Annotated in this window: 13 protein-coding genes; 5 read left to right on the top strand and 8 right to left on the bottom strand. The window is 47.9% G+C overall.

Annotation, left to right across the window (positions count from 1 at the left end; translation table 11 throughout):
* Nucleotides 1-36: 36 nt before the first annotated feature.
* Nucleotides 37-1,236 carry a cysteine desulfurase family protein gene (locus tag SIB79_RS05550; protein WP_063403976.1) on the bottom strand — a complete coding sequence of 400 codons (1,200 nt, stop codon included), beginning with the start codon at nucleotides 1,234-1,236 and terminating at the stop codon, nucleotides 37-39.
* Between the two features lie 191 nt (nucleotides 1,237-1,427).
* Entirely contained in the window at nucleotides 1,428-2,330 is a 903-nt protein-coding gene (gene dapF / locus SIB79_RS05555) for a diaminopimelate epimerase (RefSeq protein ID WP_413681161.1), read from the bottom strand.
* Between the two features lie 26 nt (nucleotides 2,331-2,356).
* Here dapF and SIB79_RS05560 point away from each other — a divergent pair, with 26 nt between their 5' ends.
* Together SIB79_RS05560 and leuS are read left to right on the top strand one after the other, a co-directional pair.
* Nucleotides 2,357-2,578: an Hfq-related RNA-binding protein gene (locus SIB79_RS05560; protein ID WP_063403974.1), complete on the top strand. Its 222-nt coding sequence runs from the start codon at nucleotides 2,357-2,359 to the stop codon at nucleotides 2,576-2,578.
* Between the two features lie 57 nt (nucleotides 2,579-2,635).
* Nucleotides 2,636-5,272, top strand: coding sequence for a leucine--tRNA ligase (gene leuS, locus SIB79_RS05565; protein ID WP_063403973.1), 2,637 nt, complete (start codon nucleotides 2,636-2,638; stop codon nucleotides 5,270-5,272).
* A 6-nt stretch (nucleotides 5,273-5,278) separates the two neighbouring features.
* On the opposite strand, the gene SIB79_RS05570 is transcribed toward leuS, so the two are convergent.
* The gene (locus tag SIB79_RS05570; protein WP_063404129.1) at nucleotides 5,279-6,877 is read right to left on the bottom strand and encodes a glucose-6-phosphate isomerase; all 1,599 of its coding nucleotides are present in this window, start codon (nucleotides 6,875-6,877) and stop codon (nucleotides 5,279-5,281) included.
* 87 nt (nucleotides 6,878-6,964) lie between these two features.
* Here SIB79_RS05570 and SIB79_RS05575 point away from each other — a divergent pair, with 87 nt between their 5' ends.
* Nucleotides 6,965-7,777 carry a hypothetical protein gene (locus SIB79_RS05575; RefSeq protein WP_063403972.1) on the top strand — a complete coding sequence of 271 codons (813 nt, stop codon included), beginning with the start codon at nucleotides 6,965-6,967 and terminating at the stop codon, nucleotides 7,775-7,777.
* Here the strand turns inward: SIB79_RS05575 and SIB79_RS05580 are convergent.
* Both SIB79_RS05580 and SIB79_RS05585 read right to left on the bottom strand, forming a co-directional pair.
* Entirely contained in the window at nucleotides 7,769-8,707 is a 939-nt protein-coding gene (locus tag SIB79_RS05580) for an N-acetylmuramoyl-L-alanine amidase (protein WP_063403971.1), read from the bottom strand. The two genes, SIB79_RS05575 and SIB79_RS05580, sit on opposite strands and share 9 nt — an antisense overlap.
* Nucleotides 8,689-10,386, bottom strand: a complete 1,698-nt coding sequence (locus tag SIB79_RS05585; protein ID WP_063404128.1) for a PDZ domain-containing protein — start codon at nucleotides 10,384-10,386, stop codon at nucleotides 8,689-8,691. Before SIB79_RS05585 ends, SIB79_RS05580 begins: the two co-directional genes overlap by 19 nt.
* A 239-nt stretch (nucleotides 10,387-10,625) precedes the next feature.
* Between SIB79_RS05585 and purN the strand changes: the two genes are divergently transcribed.
* Nucleotides 10,626-11,348 (top strand): phosphoribosylglycinamide formyltransferase, encoded by a 723-nt coding sequence (purN, locus tag SIB79_RS05590; RefSeq protein ID WP_063403970.1) that lies wholly within the window; start codon nucleotides 10,626-10,628, stop codon nucleotides 11,346-11,348.
* Here the strand turns inward: purN and argC are convergent.
* Nucleotides 11,345-12,451 (bottom strand): N-acetyl-gamma-glutamyl-phosphate reductase, encoded by a 1,107-nt coding sequence (argC, locus tag SIB79_RS05595; RefSeq protein WP_063403969.1) that lies wholly within the window; start codon nucleotides 12,449-12,451, stop codon nucleotides 11,345-11,347. The two genes, purN and argC, sit on opposite strands and share 4 nt — an antisense overlap.
* A 12-nt stretch (nucleotides 12,452-12,463) precedes the next feature.
* Between argC and ribBA the strand changes: the two genes are divergently transcribed.
* On the top strand, nucleotides 12,464-14,224 hold the full coding sequence (gene ribBA / locus SIB79_RS05600) for a bifunctional 3,4-dihydroxy-2-butanone-4-phosphate synthase/GTP cyclohydrolase II (protein ID WP_074161345.1): 1,761 nt from the start codon (nucleotides 12,464-12,466) through the stop codon (nucleotides 14,222-14,224).
* A gap of 20 nt (nucleotides 14,225-14,244) precedes the next feature.
* On the opposite strand, the gene SIB79_RS05605 is transcribed toward ribBA, so the two are convergent.
* Nucleotides 14,245-14,673, bottom strand: coding sequence for a peptidylprolyl isomerase (locus SIB79_RS05605; protein WP_063404126.1), 429 nt, complete (start codon nucleotides 14,671-14,673; stop codon nucleotides 14,245-14,247).
* Nucleotides 14,674-14,936: 263 nt separating this feature from the next.
* Nucleotides 14,937-15,887, bottom strand: a complete 951-nt coding sequence (murQ, locus tag SIB79_RS05610) for an N-acetylmuramic acid 6-phosphate etherase (protein ID WP_063403968.1) — start codon at nucleotides 15,885-15,887, stop codon at nucleotides 14,937-14,939.
* Nucleotides 15,888-15,889 lie beyond the last annotated feature (2 nt).

The following is a 15,889-nucleotide window of genomic DNA, read 5'->3' on the forward strand; positions in this document are numbered from 1 at the left end:
GGCTGGGGTGGATGATTTAAGGATTAGAAGTAAGGCTCATTCTGGCGATGCTGCTGCAATCATGGCCTGCTGCAGAAGATCAGGGATCTGATCCAACTGTGTTTCGTCTAACCATGAACCCAGAGAGAAACGTAATCCTGACTGAAGCCACTCAGGTTTGATCTGCATGGCTTGCAGGACAGCACTGTTTTTAGGTTGCCCTGCCATACAGGCACTACCGCTACTTGTTGCCACGCCAAGTCGTGAAAGTTCTCGCACAACAGCTCTACCAGAGATGGGCTGGTCATCTCCTGATCCCACAAGCATGGATATATGGTGAGGCAAACGATTGATTGGATCGCCGGTGAAGTGAAGTCCAGGCAAATTCTGCAGGTTGATTCTTAACGCGTCACGCATTCGTTGAACTTTCACCTGATCGGCCAGCTCAACATCAGCGCACCCTGACCTGGATAGTTTCAACTGTTCGAGGGCCATCGCCATGCCTGCTGCTAAGGCGACAGATTCAGTACCAGCCCGAAGCCCCTGTTCTTGGCCACCACCACCCTGCAAAGGTTGTAAAACATCTATCAATTCAGGTCTTAATAGAAGCAAGCCAATTCCCTTAGGACCCTGAAACTTGTGTGCTGATGCGCTAAGTAAGTCTATTGGCAGATCAGCCCAATGCAGTAGTCCCTGACTAAGAACTTGAGTGGCATCAGTGTGAAAAACAATGCCCCTCTCCCTACAAGCTAAGCCAATCGTCTCAATCGGTTGAATGGTACCGACCTCACTTTGCCCCCAGATGATTGAGACCAATCGTGTTGGCGGAGCAAGCATCAGATCTAGATCCTCAAGTTTGACGCGACCGAGTGGATCAACAGGCCAGTAACACACCTCCCAGCCCTCACGCTTGAGGACCTGAGCTGCAGCAAGAACAGCAGGATGTTCTACCGCTGAAATCACTAGACGGTCCGACTGCATGGAACGAGCCATGCCCAAAAGGCCTAAATGAATAGATTCTGTAGCCCCCGAGGTCAAGACCAGCTCGGTTGAGCTAGCCATTAGGCATGAGGCAATCTTCTGACGACTGCGTTCAAGTAATTCAGCAGCGATCAGGCCTGGGCCATGAAGACTCGACGGGTTACCCCAGGCACTCTCCTGAACTTCCAAGATGCGTTGAATCACCTCTGGTCGAGGCGGGGTCGTTGCACAAGCATCCAGATAAATTTCAGATAGGCACGAACTAGAACTGTCCATCCTTTCCTAGACCGATGCGAGTGTGATGCCCAGATGCATCAAAAGCAGGAGCGATCAAGCTCTCTAACAAGATACTAGTTAAACAATCATTCACCGTTTCAAGGGAATCAACCTCAGGTTTTTTATCTTATACAAGATAGGAGTCTCTATAAATTCAAGAGCTATAAATATTTTCAGACTATTCAATGTCTTCAAATAATCTGATCATCTTGAGGCAAGACCTCAGCATGACTTGGTGAGAGAAGAGGTGTTAAAACCCCGTCAAAGATAGGTTCAGCGGGCCCCGTCATAAAAACAGAACCACTACGTCCTGGCCAACTGATCTGTAATACACCACCTGGTAAAAGAACCTCTGCATGGTCATCAGAAAGACCTAGCAAACAAGCTGCTACAAGAGATGCACAGGCTCCTGTACCACAAGCCAGGGTTGGTCCCGACCCACGCTCCCAAACGCGAATTTCAAGTTGAGTCGGGCTGTGTATCTTCAAGAAATGAACATTTGTCTTGGCTGGGAAGGCGTGATGTTTTTCAAGTCTTTGTCCCCAATTTTCAAACGGAATACTTTCAAGATCTTCAACAGGCACGATCACGTGGGGATTACCCATTCCTACTGCTGCAACATGCAATGATGTACCACCCAAGTGGCACTCGCCCTGGGGCAATCCAGCAGAACCGATTGTCAGAGTGGTAGGTATCGATTCTGGATCTAAGAATGGAGATCCCATATCGACGCAAATTTGTCCATCTTCCTGCAAAATTGGACAAATTATTCCTGCTAGGGTTTCTATGTTCCACCGCTGAACACACAAATCTCCTTCGATATCAGCTAAGAAACGTGTTAAGCAACGGATGCCATTGCCACACATCTCGGCCAGGCTGCCATCAGCATTGAAAATTTGCATTCTCAGATCACCATCAGCCCTAGGTGGTAAAGCAAGAATCAGCCCATCAGCTCCAATGCCGAAGTGTCGATCACAGATTTTTCGTACCCAGGCTGGATCAGGATTGATCACTTGTTGAGTCAGCTGATCCTCACGCCCATCAATCAGGAGGAAGTCGTTGCCGAGTCCCTGATATTTGCTGAACTGCAACATAACCAGCATGTAACGATCCCAATCCTATGGAGACCCCCCCTCTCAATCCCAGCCTTCCAGGGATTCGTCTGATTCAGAGTTGGGTTCGGGACGAGATCCCTCTCAGTCTTGAATTAGCTGATGGGCTCCGATTGGAAGGCCGCTTGCTTTGGCAGGACCCGGAATTCCTTGCCCTGGAACGGCCTGGATCGAGTCAACCTGTACTGATTAACCGTCGGGCTGTATTGATAATTCGTCCACTGGGCTAACTCAACTCCCTAGCGTCATCTTGTTATGGCACGATCGAAAGTTGGTGAAACTTGTACGTGACGGAGTCTTTCCCCTCAACGTCTGCCTCCAGCCAATCCTCAGCTCGATATGACCCTATTGAGCTTGAAACGCGTTGGCAAAAGGAGTGGTTACGACAAGGATTAGATCGAACGCCAGTCGCAGAGACTAACCAGAAACGCTTTTACGCCCTATCGATGTTCCCTTATCCATCAGGGAAACTGCACATGGGCCACGTACGCAATTACGTGATTACCGATGTGATTGCCAGGGTGCAGCGCATGCGAGGTGATGCGGTACTTCACCCAATGGGATGGGATGCCTTTGGCTTACCAGCTGAGAATGCAGCCATCGCCAGAAACGTAGATCCAGGTGATTGGACAGACCAAAATATTGCCCAAATGAGGGCCCAGCTTGATCGACTGGGTTTGTCGATTGACTGGGACCGGCAACAGGCGACTTGCCATCAGGACTATTACCGCTGGACCCAGTGGTTGTTCCTTGAACTTTTTGCGGGTGGATTGGCTTATCAGAAGGAAGCGACAGTCAACTGGGATCCCGTCGACAAAACTGTTCTGGCTAATGAGCAAGTCGATGGCGAGGGTCGTTCATGGCGGTCAGGCGCTCTTGTGGAACAGCGACAACTCAAGCAATGGTTCCTGCGAATCACCGACTATGCCGATGCGTTAATTGATGACCTTGATGAATTGACTGGTTGGCCCGAGCGTGTCCGCACGATGCAAGCCAATTGGATTGGTCGCTCTCATGGTGCTGAGATCAAGTTCAGAGTCGCTGGTGCAGCCAACTCAATCATCACGGTCTTCACAACAAGGCCAGACACACTTCACGGAGCAAGTTATGTGGTTTTGGCACCTGAGCACCCTTTGGTGGAATCCCTAACAAGTCCGGAACAACGTATTGCCGTTACTGCATTCTGTGACCTTATAAGCCAACTCAGCGTCAAGGATCGCACCGCTGAGGACCAACCAAAACGAGGGGTCCCGATCGGTGCACAGGTGATCAATCCAGTCAATGGCGAATCACTACCCGTTTGGATTGCCGATTACGTATTGGCTGACTATGGCTCAGGAGCCGTTATGGGAGTACCCGCTCATGATGAGCGGGATTTCATCTTTGCTCGCAGCTACGAACTACCGATACGCATTGTGGTTCAGATGCCAGATACAGACGAGCATCACAATGATGGACAAGCCTGGACCGGAGCCGGAGTACTTGTAAATTCCGGTGTCTTTGATGGTCTCTCCACAGAGGAAGCGAAGGCTGCGATTACAACCCATGGAGCCTCTGAGGGTTGGGCTCAAAGCAAAGTGCAATACCGTTTGCGCGATTGGCTCATTTCTCGTCAGCGCTACTGGGGTTGCCCGATCCCTATCATTCACTGTGCAAGCTGTGGAATAGTGCCTGTTCCGCAAGAGGACCTACCTGTAACCCTTCCTAGGGACATAGATCTTTCAGGAAAAGGAGGGTCCCCCTTAGCGCAAGAACAGGATTGGGTTGAGGTCAAATGTCCTATTTGTGGTGAAAACGCTCACAGGGAAACAGACACGATGGACACCTTTATGTGTTCTTCATGGTATTACCTACGTTTTGCTGATCCACTCAATAGTCAACGTCCATTTGATAAAGATATTGTTGATAAATGGTTGCCTGTTGATCAATATGTAGGTGGTATTGAACATGCAATCCTCCATCTCCTATATGCACGCTTTTTTACCAAAGCACTCCACGATAGAAATCTGATTGGCTTCAAAGAACCATTTAATCGATTACTTACTCAAGGCATGGTTCAAGGGCTCACCTACCGCAATGCTAAAAATGGCAGTTATATTTCTCCTGAACTTGTTAGTGATGATAGTGATCCGAGGGACCCAGAGTCTGGAGACAGACTAGAGGTCCTGTTTGAAAAGATGTCTAAATCAAAATATAATGGCGTTGATCCTGCCGTTGTAATTGATCGATACGGTGCCGACACCGCTAGAATGTTCATACTTTTTAAAGCGCCCCCAGAGAAAGACCTGGAATGGGATGATGCAGATGTTGAAGGTCAATTTCGTTTTCTGCAACGACTTATTCGTCTGATTGATAGTTTTTCATGGCCTAAGACTGATGGTGACAATGCCTCCATCTCTTCGGCAAACTTGATCATAGATTCAGCTGATCTCAGTGAAGAAGAGATCAACATGAGAAGAGCTACTCACAAGGCGATAGAAGCAATAACTGAGGATTTAAGTGGTGACATTCAATTAAATACAGCCATCTCCGAACTCATGAAGCTATCCAACTCCTTGAGTGGAAAACTAGATAAGGTTCGTACTGAAGTGGCTGCAGAGGCTTTTTCAGTTTTAGTTCGATTAATGGCACCCTTTGCTCCTCACCTTGCAGAAGAGTTCTGGCTGAAGCTTCATGGGCATGGAAGCATCCATCAACAATCCTGGCCTGTAATCGACCCAAGCGCACTTGTACTCGAAACGATTGACCTGGTCATTCAAGTCAAAGGGAAGGTACGTGGAACAATCCAGGTTCCTGCAAACGCAGACAAAACGGCATTAGAAGAATTGGCCTTAAACAGTGACATCGCCGTTAAATGGTTAGAGGGTCAACCTCCTAGACGGATCATCATTGTGCCAGGCAAATTGGTGAACCTAGTGCCATAGAAACGATCAGCCTTTGCTGAAACGGAGTGAAGTCGGAATTCCCCAATCACCTTCAGCAACATAACCACGCTTATTCGCAGTTAGATGCCTCATGATCCAAAAGATGGCTTCTTCTGACCCATCTCCAATCACTTGATGGATCTCTCCAGCTGAACGTTCGACACCATCAGCAAGCAAGTCTTCAACTCTAGACTGCAAGTTAAGGATGGCAGCGGCTGCTTTCTTACCTGATTCAACTCCAGGCTGGTGATACGCATTAATATTGACAAGTTCACCATATAAACCAACTGCCCTCTCAAACAAAGCAACTAATGCGCCGAGTCGACGAGGATCAAATCGACGCATCGAAATAGTGAGGCTCTGACGACCTCCCTGGCTGAGCGCTGCGCGAGTGCCTTGCAGGAAGCCATCGAGAAAATCACCTGGATGCTCATTGTTGATCGCCGGTATGTTGTCAACATCCTCAAGCACCTCAATAAATGTGGCGAAGAAATTGTCAACACCATCGCGTAATTGCTGCACATAAGCATGCTGATCAGTTGAACCCTTGTTGCCATATACAGCAAGGCCTTGATGAACAACATTGCCATCCCGATCTAGACGCTTGCCTAGCGACTCCATTACCAGCTGTTGCAGGTAACGACTAAAGACCTCAAGGCGATCTCTATATGGAAGAACAACCATGTCACGACGCCCAAGCCCATCTCCTGCAACAAACCAAGCAGCGGCCATCAAAGCTGCTGGGTTGCTGTGCAGATCAGACACACGTGTGGCCTCATCCATTTGCGCAGCACCAGCAAGAAAAGCGCGGATATCACAACCAATCAAAGCTGCCGGCAAAAGGCCAACAGCACTCGTGATGCTTGTTCTACCGCCAACCCAATCGAACATGTCAAAACGCTTAAGCCAGGATTCCTTCTGTGCAAGCTGATCTAACTGGCTATTGAGCATCGTCACGGCAACGGCCTGTCCAGCCCAATGACCTCCCATCGCTGCGAGGCGTTGACGAGCCTGCTCCATGCCGAGGTGTGGTTCAGGAGTTGCACCAGATTTGCTGACGGTGACCACCAAAGTGGTGCTCAGGGCATCTCCAAGACTGCCAAGAACGCGACTCATGCCATCAGGATCCACATTGTCGAAAAAATGGAATCGCAATCCCTGCTCTGCATTCTGAAGAGCACGAATCATTAATAAAGGTCCTAGGCCACTGCCTCCAATCCCTATCCAAAGCACATCGGTGAACTTTTTGCCATTGGGGGCTTTGATGAAGCCATTGATCACATTGCTGCCAAAGGTCTCAATCAGGTCAATTTCCTTGGCAATGTGATCACAGACCTCTTGATCAGGCGCCAGCTGCGGCTGACGCAGCCAGTAGTGGCCAACCATCCGTTGTTCATCAGTATTAGCGATAGCTCCCTGTTCCAAAGCCTGCATGGCCTTGAAAGCCTGATCAAAGCGTGGCCCTAGCCGTTCAAAATCTTCTGCATTGATATGCATTCGGCTGATGTCCAGCCAAATTCCAAGATCGTTGTGATGCCAAAGCAAATTGTTAAAGCGCTGCCACTGAACCTGGGCATCGCTGGCACTGAAATCCGGGAAACTAATCAGCTGATGCACGTCGCTCACAGCTCGAAACGATCCACGATCAAAATGCCTGCCCATTTTCTCAGACACTCAGGCTAACCTCGCGCGATGATCAAGACTCTTTTCGGAATCCTACAAACACTCAAAAGAGGTCTTCGACTAACCGACTTTGTAGTCCTGGCTTCGCTTTTCTTGGTTCTCATGACAGAGAATTATGGCCGGCAGGCAAGCCAGACACGTCAATCACCACCGCTGAATATTGCAACCGTTAATCACCTTGATCCAACCGATTTCACAGCAGAAGAGCTCAGATATCTTCAAAAACGTTTCGGGGTACATGGCCCTCAGACGCCTTTAGCTCAGTTGTTCACACAAGGAATTGATCACCTCCAGCCACTGCGAGCTCAGACAGTCAATCGACTGGATGAATTAAAACCTGTGATCGTGCGCGAGTCCAAGCGATACCGCGTCAACCCAATGCTGGTCACAGCGATCCTCTTTGATGAAATTCAGCATTCAAAACCAGGCGAAAACATCCCTTTTGTGGCTCATTCCGGTCTATTGAAGACCCATGGGCCAGCCCAACTAGGCATCTCTGAACTCATCCATCAAAAACGTTTGCCTCAGCATCCAACGGCAGAACAAATTTCAAGTGCTCGTAATTTACTTCTCAATCCAGAATCTAATATTGAGTTACTTGCAGGAAAGATTGCGCGTCTAAAGGATGACTTAGGCTTACCTTCTAATGCCTTAATCCAAGCTAGTCGCTCTTATAAACATGCCAAGGCGATCGCCACACTGGCTTATCTTCATAATGGCAAGCTTGACTATCCCGCAAGAATTCTTCGTTATATGCAAGACCCTGAACTACATGGTCTGATTTACTCCCAACGTTCTTCAGCCCAGCTGCCCTTAATCTGAGGGATTGCTACTTACACAAAGATAACCAATCGCCGCTAGTCTTCGCTGTAGATTTGACCAATCAAAACTACGGGGGTCTGATCGCTCACCTGCTAAATCAACATGCTGATGAGTAGTGATATTTTCTGGGGGAATATTGAAGCGATCCATCCAATCTGCTAAGACTAGAGCAAGAGAATCATATTGTTTGTCGCTATAACCACTATGTTTTAGATAGCCATTGCGACCATCCCATGGTGTCTCTAGGCTCAAATGCAAAGCGAAGTTATTGACGGATCCCTTAAAGCGTGGATTTGTCACAACCCACTCACCAAGAAAAGCAGAATTTCCTGCTCCATATGCTCTATTAAGTGGGTGTACAACATCAATGATTCGCCCATCCAATGTAATCAATGTGTGGTAGCTAACTTGATCTTCATCCTTGCGATGATAATCTTTAAATGTATAGATTGCAGATTGATACGAATCGGTAGTCTCATGTAGAATTACGACACTAGGAGTCGGATCAACTCGACGGCCATAAAGATCCCAGCGATATCTTTTGCCATAATTCGATGAATCAATAACTACATAATTGCGTTCAGTTGCCAATTGCTGTTGACGGTGGTTAAGACGTTTCTTAAGTCGTTGATCGATATCAGAGCATTGCTTTGAAAGTGGGGATGACCATGATATTGCTCGCGGCGGCTTTTGTTGACTTGTTGATGGCAGGCCATTTGACTTTTGATTGTCTTCTTCTGAGAATTGCCCAAGTCGTTCTAGATGGCTTTGGAGGCTTTGATTTAATTTTGACTGATCATCAGAAATGCTCTTCTTTGTATGCCAGGTGATTATTATCAAACCACTTATTGAAAATATGAGTATGATTAGCAATCGTTTAGTTTTGCTCCTAATAGACATAATCAGAGTGGTTAAATAATCTGAAACCATCGATCCCGTAGATTGCTTAACTCAGCTGGTGCCTCAGAATCAATAATAATATCCCAGTGATCGACTTGGGGCAAACCACTCGTAAGTGCTGTTTCACTAAGTCGTCCTCGCCTTGAAAAAGTGATCGATACAGGCTCTTCATTGGAGATAAGTTTGTATAAATCATCGACCTTTCGCAATCGAAATCCGCCGACGGCAAGCAATTCATCTTCAACTACAAGACCTGCATGATGGGCTGGACTAGATAGAGCAACTCTTGACACGTAAATAAGCCCCTCTCGTTCAACTAAAGTAAGACCTATTTCTCTTTTGTTTGAATATCTCTCTTCAAACCTCAGTCCAAGATCTGTAACTATCGAAGTCAACGGGAGAGAGTCAGGTTGATCAAGCCATGAATCAACCTCATTAGCAGTATTGGGATCGAACTTAGCGATGGCAGCTTTGATGTCTAACCTGGAATAACCTCGATGACTACCCCCAAACTTCCGCCAAAGGTCACGGAGTACTTGCGTTAATGACGAGTTTTGCTTGCGTAGGCGAACATCCAGGCAAAAGGCCATCGCAGCACCAAGCCTGTAGTAACTGACCTGTGAATCGGTACTGGCCGGTGTTGCTTTATACAATTTCACCCAGGCTTCACGTGAACTGTCTGCCAGGCTCTGTACTTGACGACCTGGGTTGATTAATAGAGGTGAAAACTCTAGAGATAAATCTTTTAGTAATGTTGAGCGATCGCTCAGCCCAGCAAGGAATGGCAGGGTGAGGTCAAGGTAGCTAGTGATTCCTTCGGCAAACCAGAGTCCATCACTTATCACAGCTTGAGAATAATCGTAAGGTCGATATTCCCTGGGTCGAAGACGTCTCACATTCCATTGATGCAAATACTCATGCCCTATCAATTGTAGGAGCTTCCGATAGCCATCAGGCTCAGTTAATGCCCGCCAGGAATAATGCAAAACTGCGCCATAATCATGTTCAAGGCCGCCATAACCCGTTTCTAACATATGAATCACTAATTGGTAGAGATCTCCTGCTGGTGGAGGTTCATCCATTAGACAACAGGTAGCTTTACAAATAGCGCTGACATCATTCACAAGGTTTGCTGGCCATCCCATAGGAGGATCACCTATGCAGAGAAGTTGATGAGAATTTTTTTTGACAACAAAGGGCTGAGAAACGAAACAGCCAGCATGAATAGGAGCATCAACAAGATGATCAAAATCCTTAGCCCAGAGTGGTTTCTCTCCAGCGAGAGGAACGTAGGCATTCCAACCCGCTGGTAGGGCCAAGGTGAGGCAATGAGGAGTCCAACGCTGACCATCGATTTCCATCACAGCCGCTGCAAGACAAAGGGATGCAAACTCCGGATCTAAGTAGCAGGTGCGCACTGTGAGCTGTCGAGCCTCAATGACATAGCCAAGGGTGACAAGATCAAGAGTGTCGAGATCAGCCTTCCAACCACTTGGGCCGATCCGTTGCACTTGACAATCATTTGAGGCTTGAGAAAGGCTCAGACTGTGGAGATACTGAACATGGTCTCTAATGGTGTATGAGCCTGGGGTCCATATCGGCAGAGACCAGCTCTGACGATGTGTTCTTGGCTTCCATTTCAGGCTGACCTTAAAGGTCTGACTTGCCTTGTCACACAGATCAAGATGGACTTCAACAACCTCGACCACCTCACTCAACCTCAAAAACAAGCTAAGACGTTATGCAACAACTGTAATGGCCCTGGAAAAGGGTATCTTTACGGAAGATGTTCTTGATCATGGCCTTGAGCCATCTGAAGGCTTGACTTTGTCTAAAAAGATCATGGATCACAGCAGGGGTTCCAATTGGATGCTGCACATAGGAATTAAGTTGTGAATTGGATGTGCTTAGAGCATGTAGGTAGCTGGTCTTCGCAATCGTCAACAAGATGAACAACTTAGATAAAAAGGAGATTTCTCTGACCAGTGCTGCTTCGAATCCTCTTCAGAACAGTTGCTATGAAAAGGATGCGAAGCGATCGCTGATCTGGCCACCCCTCCAGGCCAGCCCAAAATTCAACCCTCGCTTAAATCTTGGCGTGATGGCATCAGGGAATGGCAGCAATTTTGAAGCACTGGTTAAAGCCATTCAAAATTCTCAACTTGATGCTTATATTTCCATATTGGTGGTTAACAACCCTAATTGTGAAGCAAGTCTCCGGGCCAAACGGCTAGGTGTGCCTTGTGTCATCCACGATCATCGCGAATTCAGTAGTCGAGAAGAACTGGATAAGGCCTTGGTAAAGACATTCACCAACCATGCTGTAGAAGGCGTGGTGATGGCCGGCTGGATGCGAATCGTCACCCCAATCCTGATTGCTGCTTTCCCGAATCGCCTTATTAATCTTCACCCATCTCTGCTTCCTAGCTTTCGCGGTTTAGATGCGGTTGGGCAAGCACTTAAAGCGAGAGTTCCTATCAGTGGTTGTTCCGTTCACCTGGTTACACCTCAAGTAGATGACGGTCCGGTGCTTGCGCAAGCTGCAGTTCCAGTTTTGAGCTCAGACGACCATCAGAGCCTCAGCAAAAGGATCCAGCGAATGGAGCATCAACTGCTTCCATTATCTGTTGCTCTTGCTGGCCAGAATTGGAGAAACGCAGCTCAAAATTAAGGGTAGAAGGTCAGTAAAGACATCCCTGTGGTTGGTGGTAATCCAGCCATCAGGTTTAGACATTGAACCCCTTGACCAGCTTGGCCTTTAATCAGGTTGTCGACAGCGCTCATCAAGACAAGCCGGCTGTTGCGGTTATCGACCTGAACAGAAAGAACAGCTTTGTTGGAGTACTTCACCCACTTAGTCGCTGGATACGTTCCCACAGGAAGAACATCGATGCAGGGATGATGTCGATAGACCGCTTTAAGCACAGTTGTGCAATCCTCAGCGGTCAATCCAGGATCTCTCAAACGTCCATAAACCGTCGCTAGCAGTCCACGCACCATCGGTACGAGATGGGGTGTGAACTGAAGCTCAATCGGCTGTCCGGCAACCTCACTAGCAAGTTGTTCGATTTCTGATGTATGTCGATGTCCTACCACGCCATAAGGCATGATCGACTCCGAGGCCTCTGCCAGAAGAAATTGTTCTTTCGCTAACCTCCCTCCACCAGAGGTGCCAGTTTTTGCATCGATAATCAAACCATCGTTTTCGATCAATCCCTGTTTTAGAAAAGGCAGCAAGGGCAACAAACTTGCGGTTGGGAAGCATCCCGGTGCAGCGACAAGATTTGCAACTGCAATTTCAGGTCCCTTCCATTCAGGTAACCCATAAACAGCCTCTCTACAAAGCTGAACATCATCTCGATTGAGGTTTTGAGCTTCATGGACATAAACTTGTTTCCATTGTTCCAGTGAGCGATAGCGAAAGTCAGCAGAGAGATCTACAACCCGAACATTGCGTTTCAGCAGTTGCGGTGCTAATTGGCAGGCAAGTCCATTGGGAAGGCTGAGGACTGCGTAATCGGCGAATTCAGCGATCTTGTCAGGATCGGGAGATTGAACTTCAGGATCATCAAGGATGGGTAAAAAAGGGCAAAGCTCACTCCATCGCCTGCCGGCACTTCGTTCGCCGCCCAGGTAGGTCACATGGAGGTGGGGATGGTCCTCAAGCAATCTGATGGTTTGAAGACCGCCGTAGCCCGTAGCGCCGATAACCGCTACTCGACTGCCTCGAACCTGAGAAATGTCAGAGGCTGGAGAGCGAGGGGGACTTTCCATTGCCTTCAGCGGATGCCGGCTGATCGTACTGGTGTCGATAATGAACCCAGTACGTTCATCCCTAAGGCCCTGAGGACATCTCCTATACCCGCTGAATCGGTCGAGATCCGCTTCGACGACATTTCTGATGCACTTGCCGCGATCCGAAACGGTGAATGCGTTGTGGTTGTTGATGATGAGCGCAGAGAAAACGAGGGCGACCTAATTTGTGCTGCTCAGTTCGCTACGCCTGAGCAAATCAATTTCATGGCCACAGAGGCTCGTGGTCTGATCTGCCTTGCGATGCAAGGCAGTCGCCTAGATCAACTTGACCTGCCGCTGATGGTTGATCGCAACACAGATGCCAACCAAACGGCTTTTACCGTAAGCATCGATGCAGGCCCTGAAAAAGGGGTTTCTACCGGTATTTCAGCGGAGGATCGAGCGCGCACGATTCAAGTGGCCCTACATCCGGAGACTCGTCCAAGAGACCTACGCCGCCCAGGACATATTTTCCCACTTAGAGCGAGTCAAGGAGGTGTTCTCAAAAGGGCTGGACATACAGAATCCGCCGTGGATTTGTCACAGCTGGCAGGGCTTGCTCCAGCTGGCGTGATCTGCGAGATCCAAAACTCAGACGGATCAATGGCAAGACTGCCGCAATTGCAAAACTATGCGCGGCGTTGGGGACTCAAGCTCATCAACATCGCCGATCTCATTCGTTACCGTCTTGAGAACGAACGCTTTGTATACCGTCAAGCCACTGCCGATTTACCAAGTCTCTTTGGCAGTTTTCAGGCAATCGGCTATTTAAATGGTTTGGATGGATCGGAACACATTGCTCTTGTCAAGGGCGATCCACGAAAACTGAAAGAACCAGTTTTAGTGCGCATGCACTCCGAATGTCTTACGGGAGATGCTTTTGGATCACTGCGCTGTGATTGTCGCCCCCAACTTGAGGCAGCGTTAGCTCGCATCGAACAGGAAGGTGAAGGCGTGGTTGTTTATCTCCGCCAGGAAGGTCGGGGCATTGGACTAATTAACAAATTAAAGGCCTATAGCCTTCAGGATGGCGGTCTAGACACTGTGGAAGCCAATGAAAGTTTGGGTTTCCCTGCAGATCTGCGCAACTATGGGGTTGGTGCTCAAATTCTCACTGACCTTGGCATCCACCGTTTACGTCTACTTACAAACAACCCACGCAAAATTGCTGGACTGGGTGGATATGGCTTACAAGTCGAAAGTCGTGTCCCCCTAGTGATCTGTCCTGGAGATCACAACGCCGCTTATTTAGCTGTTAAGCGGGAAAAACTTGGACACTTGATTGATGCTGGCAAATCAGAGAATAAAGCGCCAGAAGTTGGACCTTTTGTTGTGGTTGCCTGGGACGGTGAGGTGAACGGAGAGACGTTAGCTAAGCTGAGGACCCGTGCACATGATTGGGCCAAAAGCAATGAACTTGAGCTCATAGCAGAAAGCTCACCCCGTCTACTTGCTCTATGGGATCGCCCCCTCTTTGTATGGCGTGTATGTCCACGAGTGAAAACCTCTTCTGAGGTTTCATCAGATCCACTTAAAAAAGCATCGCTGGAGTTACTGCTTCAAGAGTTGATTCAATGGTCAGGGAGCCGTCGAATTGGTCTTCTGCGTACTGACCGTGCTGAGCAAGCAATGCATCCTCCTCAAGATCTAAAGAGAGAAGAGCGGTCGTTGGAAACACTATTTAAAGATGATTTTTCCCCACTAAAAGATTGGGATGCCACGAGCTTTCCCAATCTGATCCTTTGGTCGTGAAAGAGACCAGCTGTATATTTTCAATTCTCTTGAATGGTTACTTTATTGATCCTAGAGCCGTTCTTTAAGGCTAAGACCACATCCATGTTGGCAGCCTGACCGAAAACGGTATGCACACCATCGAGATGAGGCTGAGCATCATGTACAAGAAAGAATTGACTTCCACCAGTGTTCCTTCCTGCATGAGCCATAGAAAGAGAACCGGCGAGATGCTTTTTGCTATTTATTTCACAATTAATCGTATATCCAGGCCCACCGGTTCCAGGCATCCCCTTTGCCCCCTCACGAGTATTTGGGCAGCCACCTTGAGCCATGAAACCATCGATCACACGATGGAAAGACAGGCCGTCATAAAAACCCTCCTTAACCAGCTTTGTGAAATTGGCAACCGTGTTGGGAGCATCATCATCAAAGAGGTCCAACTCAATCAAACCAGCATCAGTGTCCATCAGGGCCTTGGTCACAGTTGGATGCTCAAAAAAATAGTCTAGTCAGTGAAGCCAACTTTCGCGACATCTCTAGAAATATTAATTAAATCAAAGCAATAGATTCAATTGTATAAACAGCATTCAACAAGGCATGGAACGATTCATAGGAAAGCTGTATATGCCATTTGAAGATATGCAAATCGTTTAGAATCTGTTATTGCTATCGTGTACCTACCGAGTAGAATGATCTTATTATCTTGTTTCTTGCAATGACACAATTAAAATCAAGCAATGCAATTATTACAACTCGCCAAAGCTGTTCGCAATTGATTATTATGCTCTATCAGTAGTTTCTGGGCAGCCTCAGCATCTAAACCGCAAGTATGCATCAGCAGAGCCACTTTTACAGATCCATCGCTTGCTTGAAGCAACTCAGTTCCACGAACTCGATCAACATCAGCTAAATCATGCAGGATTCGCAAGGCACGATCCATCAGCTTGATATTGGTAGCAGAAACATCAACCATTCGATTACCAAAGACTTTGCCAAGCCGAACCATTGCACAGGTTGAAAGAATATTTAGAGCCATCTTTGTTGCGGTACCAGCCTTCAAGCGCGTGGAACCTGTAAGTAATTCAGGGCCAGTCAAAAGACGAATATCGATACTGCATGGCAACTCAGCTTGTTCTATAGGCACACATGAAATTGCAATCGCCAAAGCATTGATTTCCTTTGCGTATGTAAGTCCTCCTTTGACATAAGGAGTCGTTCCCCCGGCCGCAATACCGACAAGACAATCAGCAGGGCTAAAGTCACGCTCCTCAAGATCCTTTTGCCCTAACTGTTCAATGTCTTCAAGTCCCTCGGAACTTTTCAGCAAAGCTGCGCTACCACCAGCAAGAACACCCTGAACAAGGTCAGGATCGCTGCAAAAGGTTGGTGGGCACTCTGCGGCGTCAAGAACACCTAGTCGTCCGGAGGTGCCAGCACCCAAATAAAAAAGGCGACCTCCGCTTCGAAGCCGGTCCGTAATCGCTTCAACTGCCTGAATAAGTTCGGGTGTAGCCGCTGCGACGGCGCGCTGTGGCTCTCGGTCCTCTTCGCAGAAAAGTGTCACTAAGGACTCTGTGGTTAGTTGATCCAAACATTCACTTTTGGGATTGACCTGTTCAGTCAACAGATGCCCTCGATTATCTGAAGGATGCAAATTGAGATCTGCAAATACATTGGTCATGG

This window comes from Prochlorococcus sp. MIT 1342 (genome assembly GCF_047304495.1).
In the GTDB taxonomy this organism is placed as follows: domain Bacteria; phylum Cyanobacteriota; class Cyanobacteriia; order PCC-6307; family Cyanobiaceae; genus Prochlorococcus; species Prochlorococcus marinus_D.

Excerpts from the sequence above, each read along its gene's own strand:
- SIB79_RS05550 (WP_063403976.1), bottom strand. The coding sequence starts at position 1,236 with ATGGACAGTTCTAGTTCGTGCCTATCTGAAATTTATCTGGATGCTTGT.
- dapF (WP_413681161.1), bottom strand. The coding sequence starts at position 2,330 with ATGTTGCAGTTCAGCAAATATCAGGGACTCGGCAACGACTTCCTCCTG.
- SIB79_RS05560 (WP_063403974.1), top strand. The coding sequence starts at position 2,357 with ATGGAGACCCCCCCTCTCAATCCCAGCCTTCCAGGGATTCGTCTGATT.
- SIB79_RS05575 (WP_063403972.1), top strand. The coding sequence starts at position 6,965 with ATGATCAAGACTCTTTTCGGAATCCTACAAACACTCAAAAGAGGTCTT.
- SIB79_RS05580 (WP_063403971.1), bottom strand. The coding sequence starts at position 8,707 with ATGGTTTCAGATTATTTAACCACTCTGATTATGTCTATTAGGAGCAAA.
- purN (WP_063403970.1), top strand. The coding sequence starts at position 10,626 with ATGAACAACTTAGATAAAAAGGAGATTTCTCTGACCAGTGCTGCTTCG.
- argC (WP_063403969.1), bottom strand. The coding sequence starts at position 12,451 with ATGGAAAGTCCCCCTCGCTCTCCAGCCTCTGACATTTCTCAGGTTCGA.
- ribBA (WP_074161345.1), top strand. The coding sequence starts at position 12,464 with ATGCCGGCTGATCGTACTGGTGTCGATAATGAACCCAGTACGTTCATC.
- SIB79_RS05605 (WP_063404126.1), bottom strand. The coding sequence starts at position 14,673 with ATGGACACTGATGCTGGTTTGATTGAGTTGGACCTCTTTGATGATGAT.
- murQ (WP_063403968.1), bottom strand. The coding sequence starts at position 15,887 with ATGACCAATGTATTTGCAGATCTCAATTTGCATCCTTCAGATAATCGA.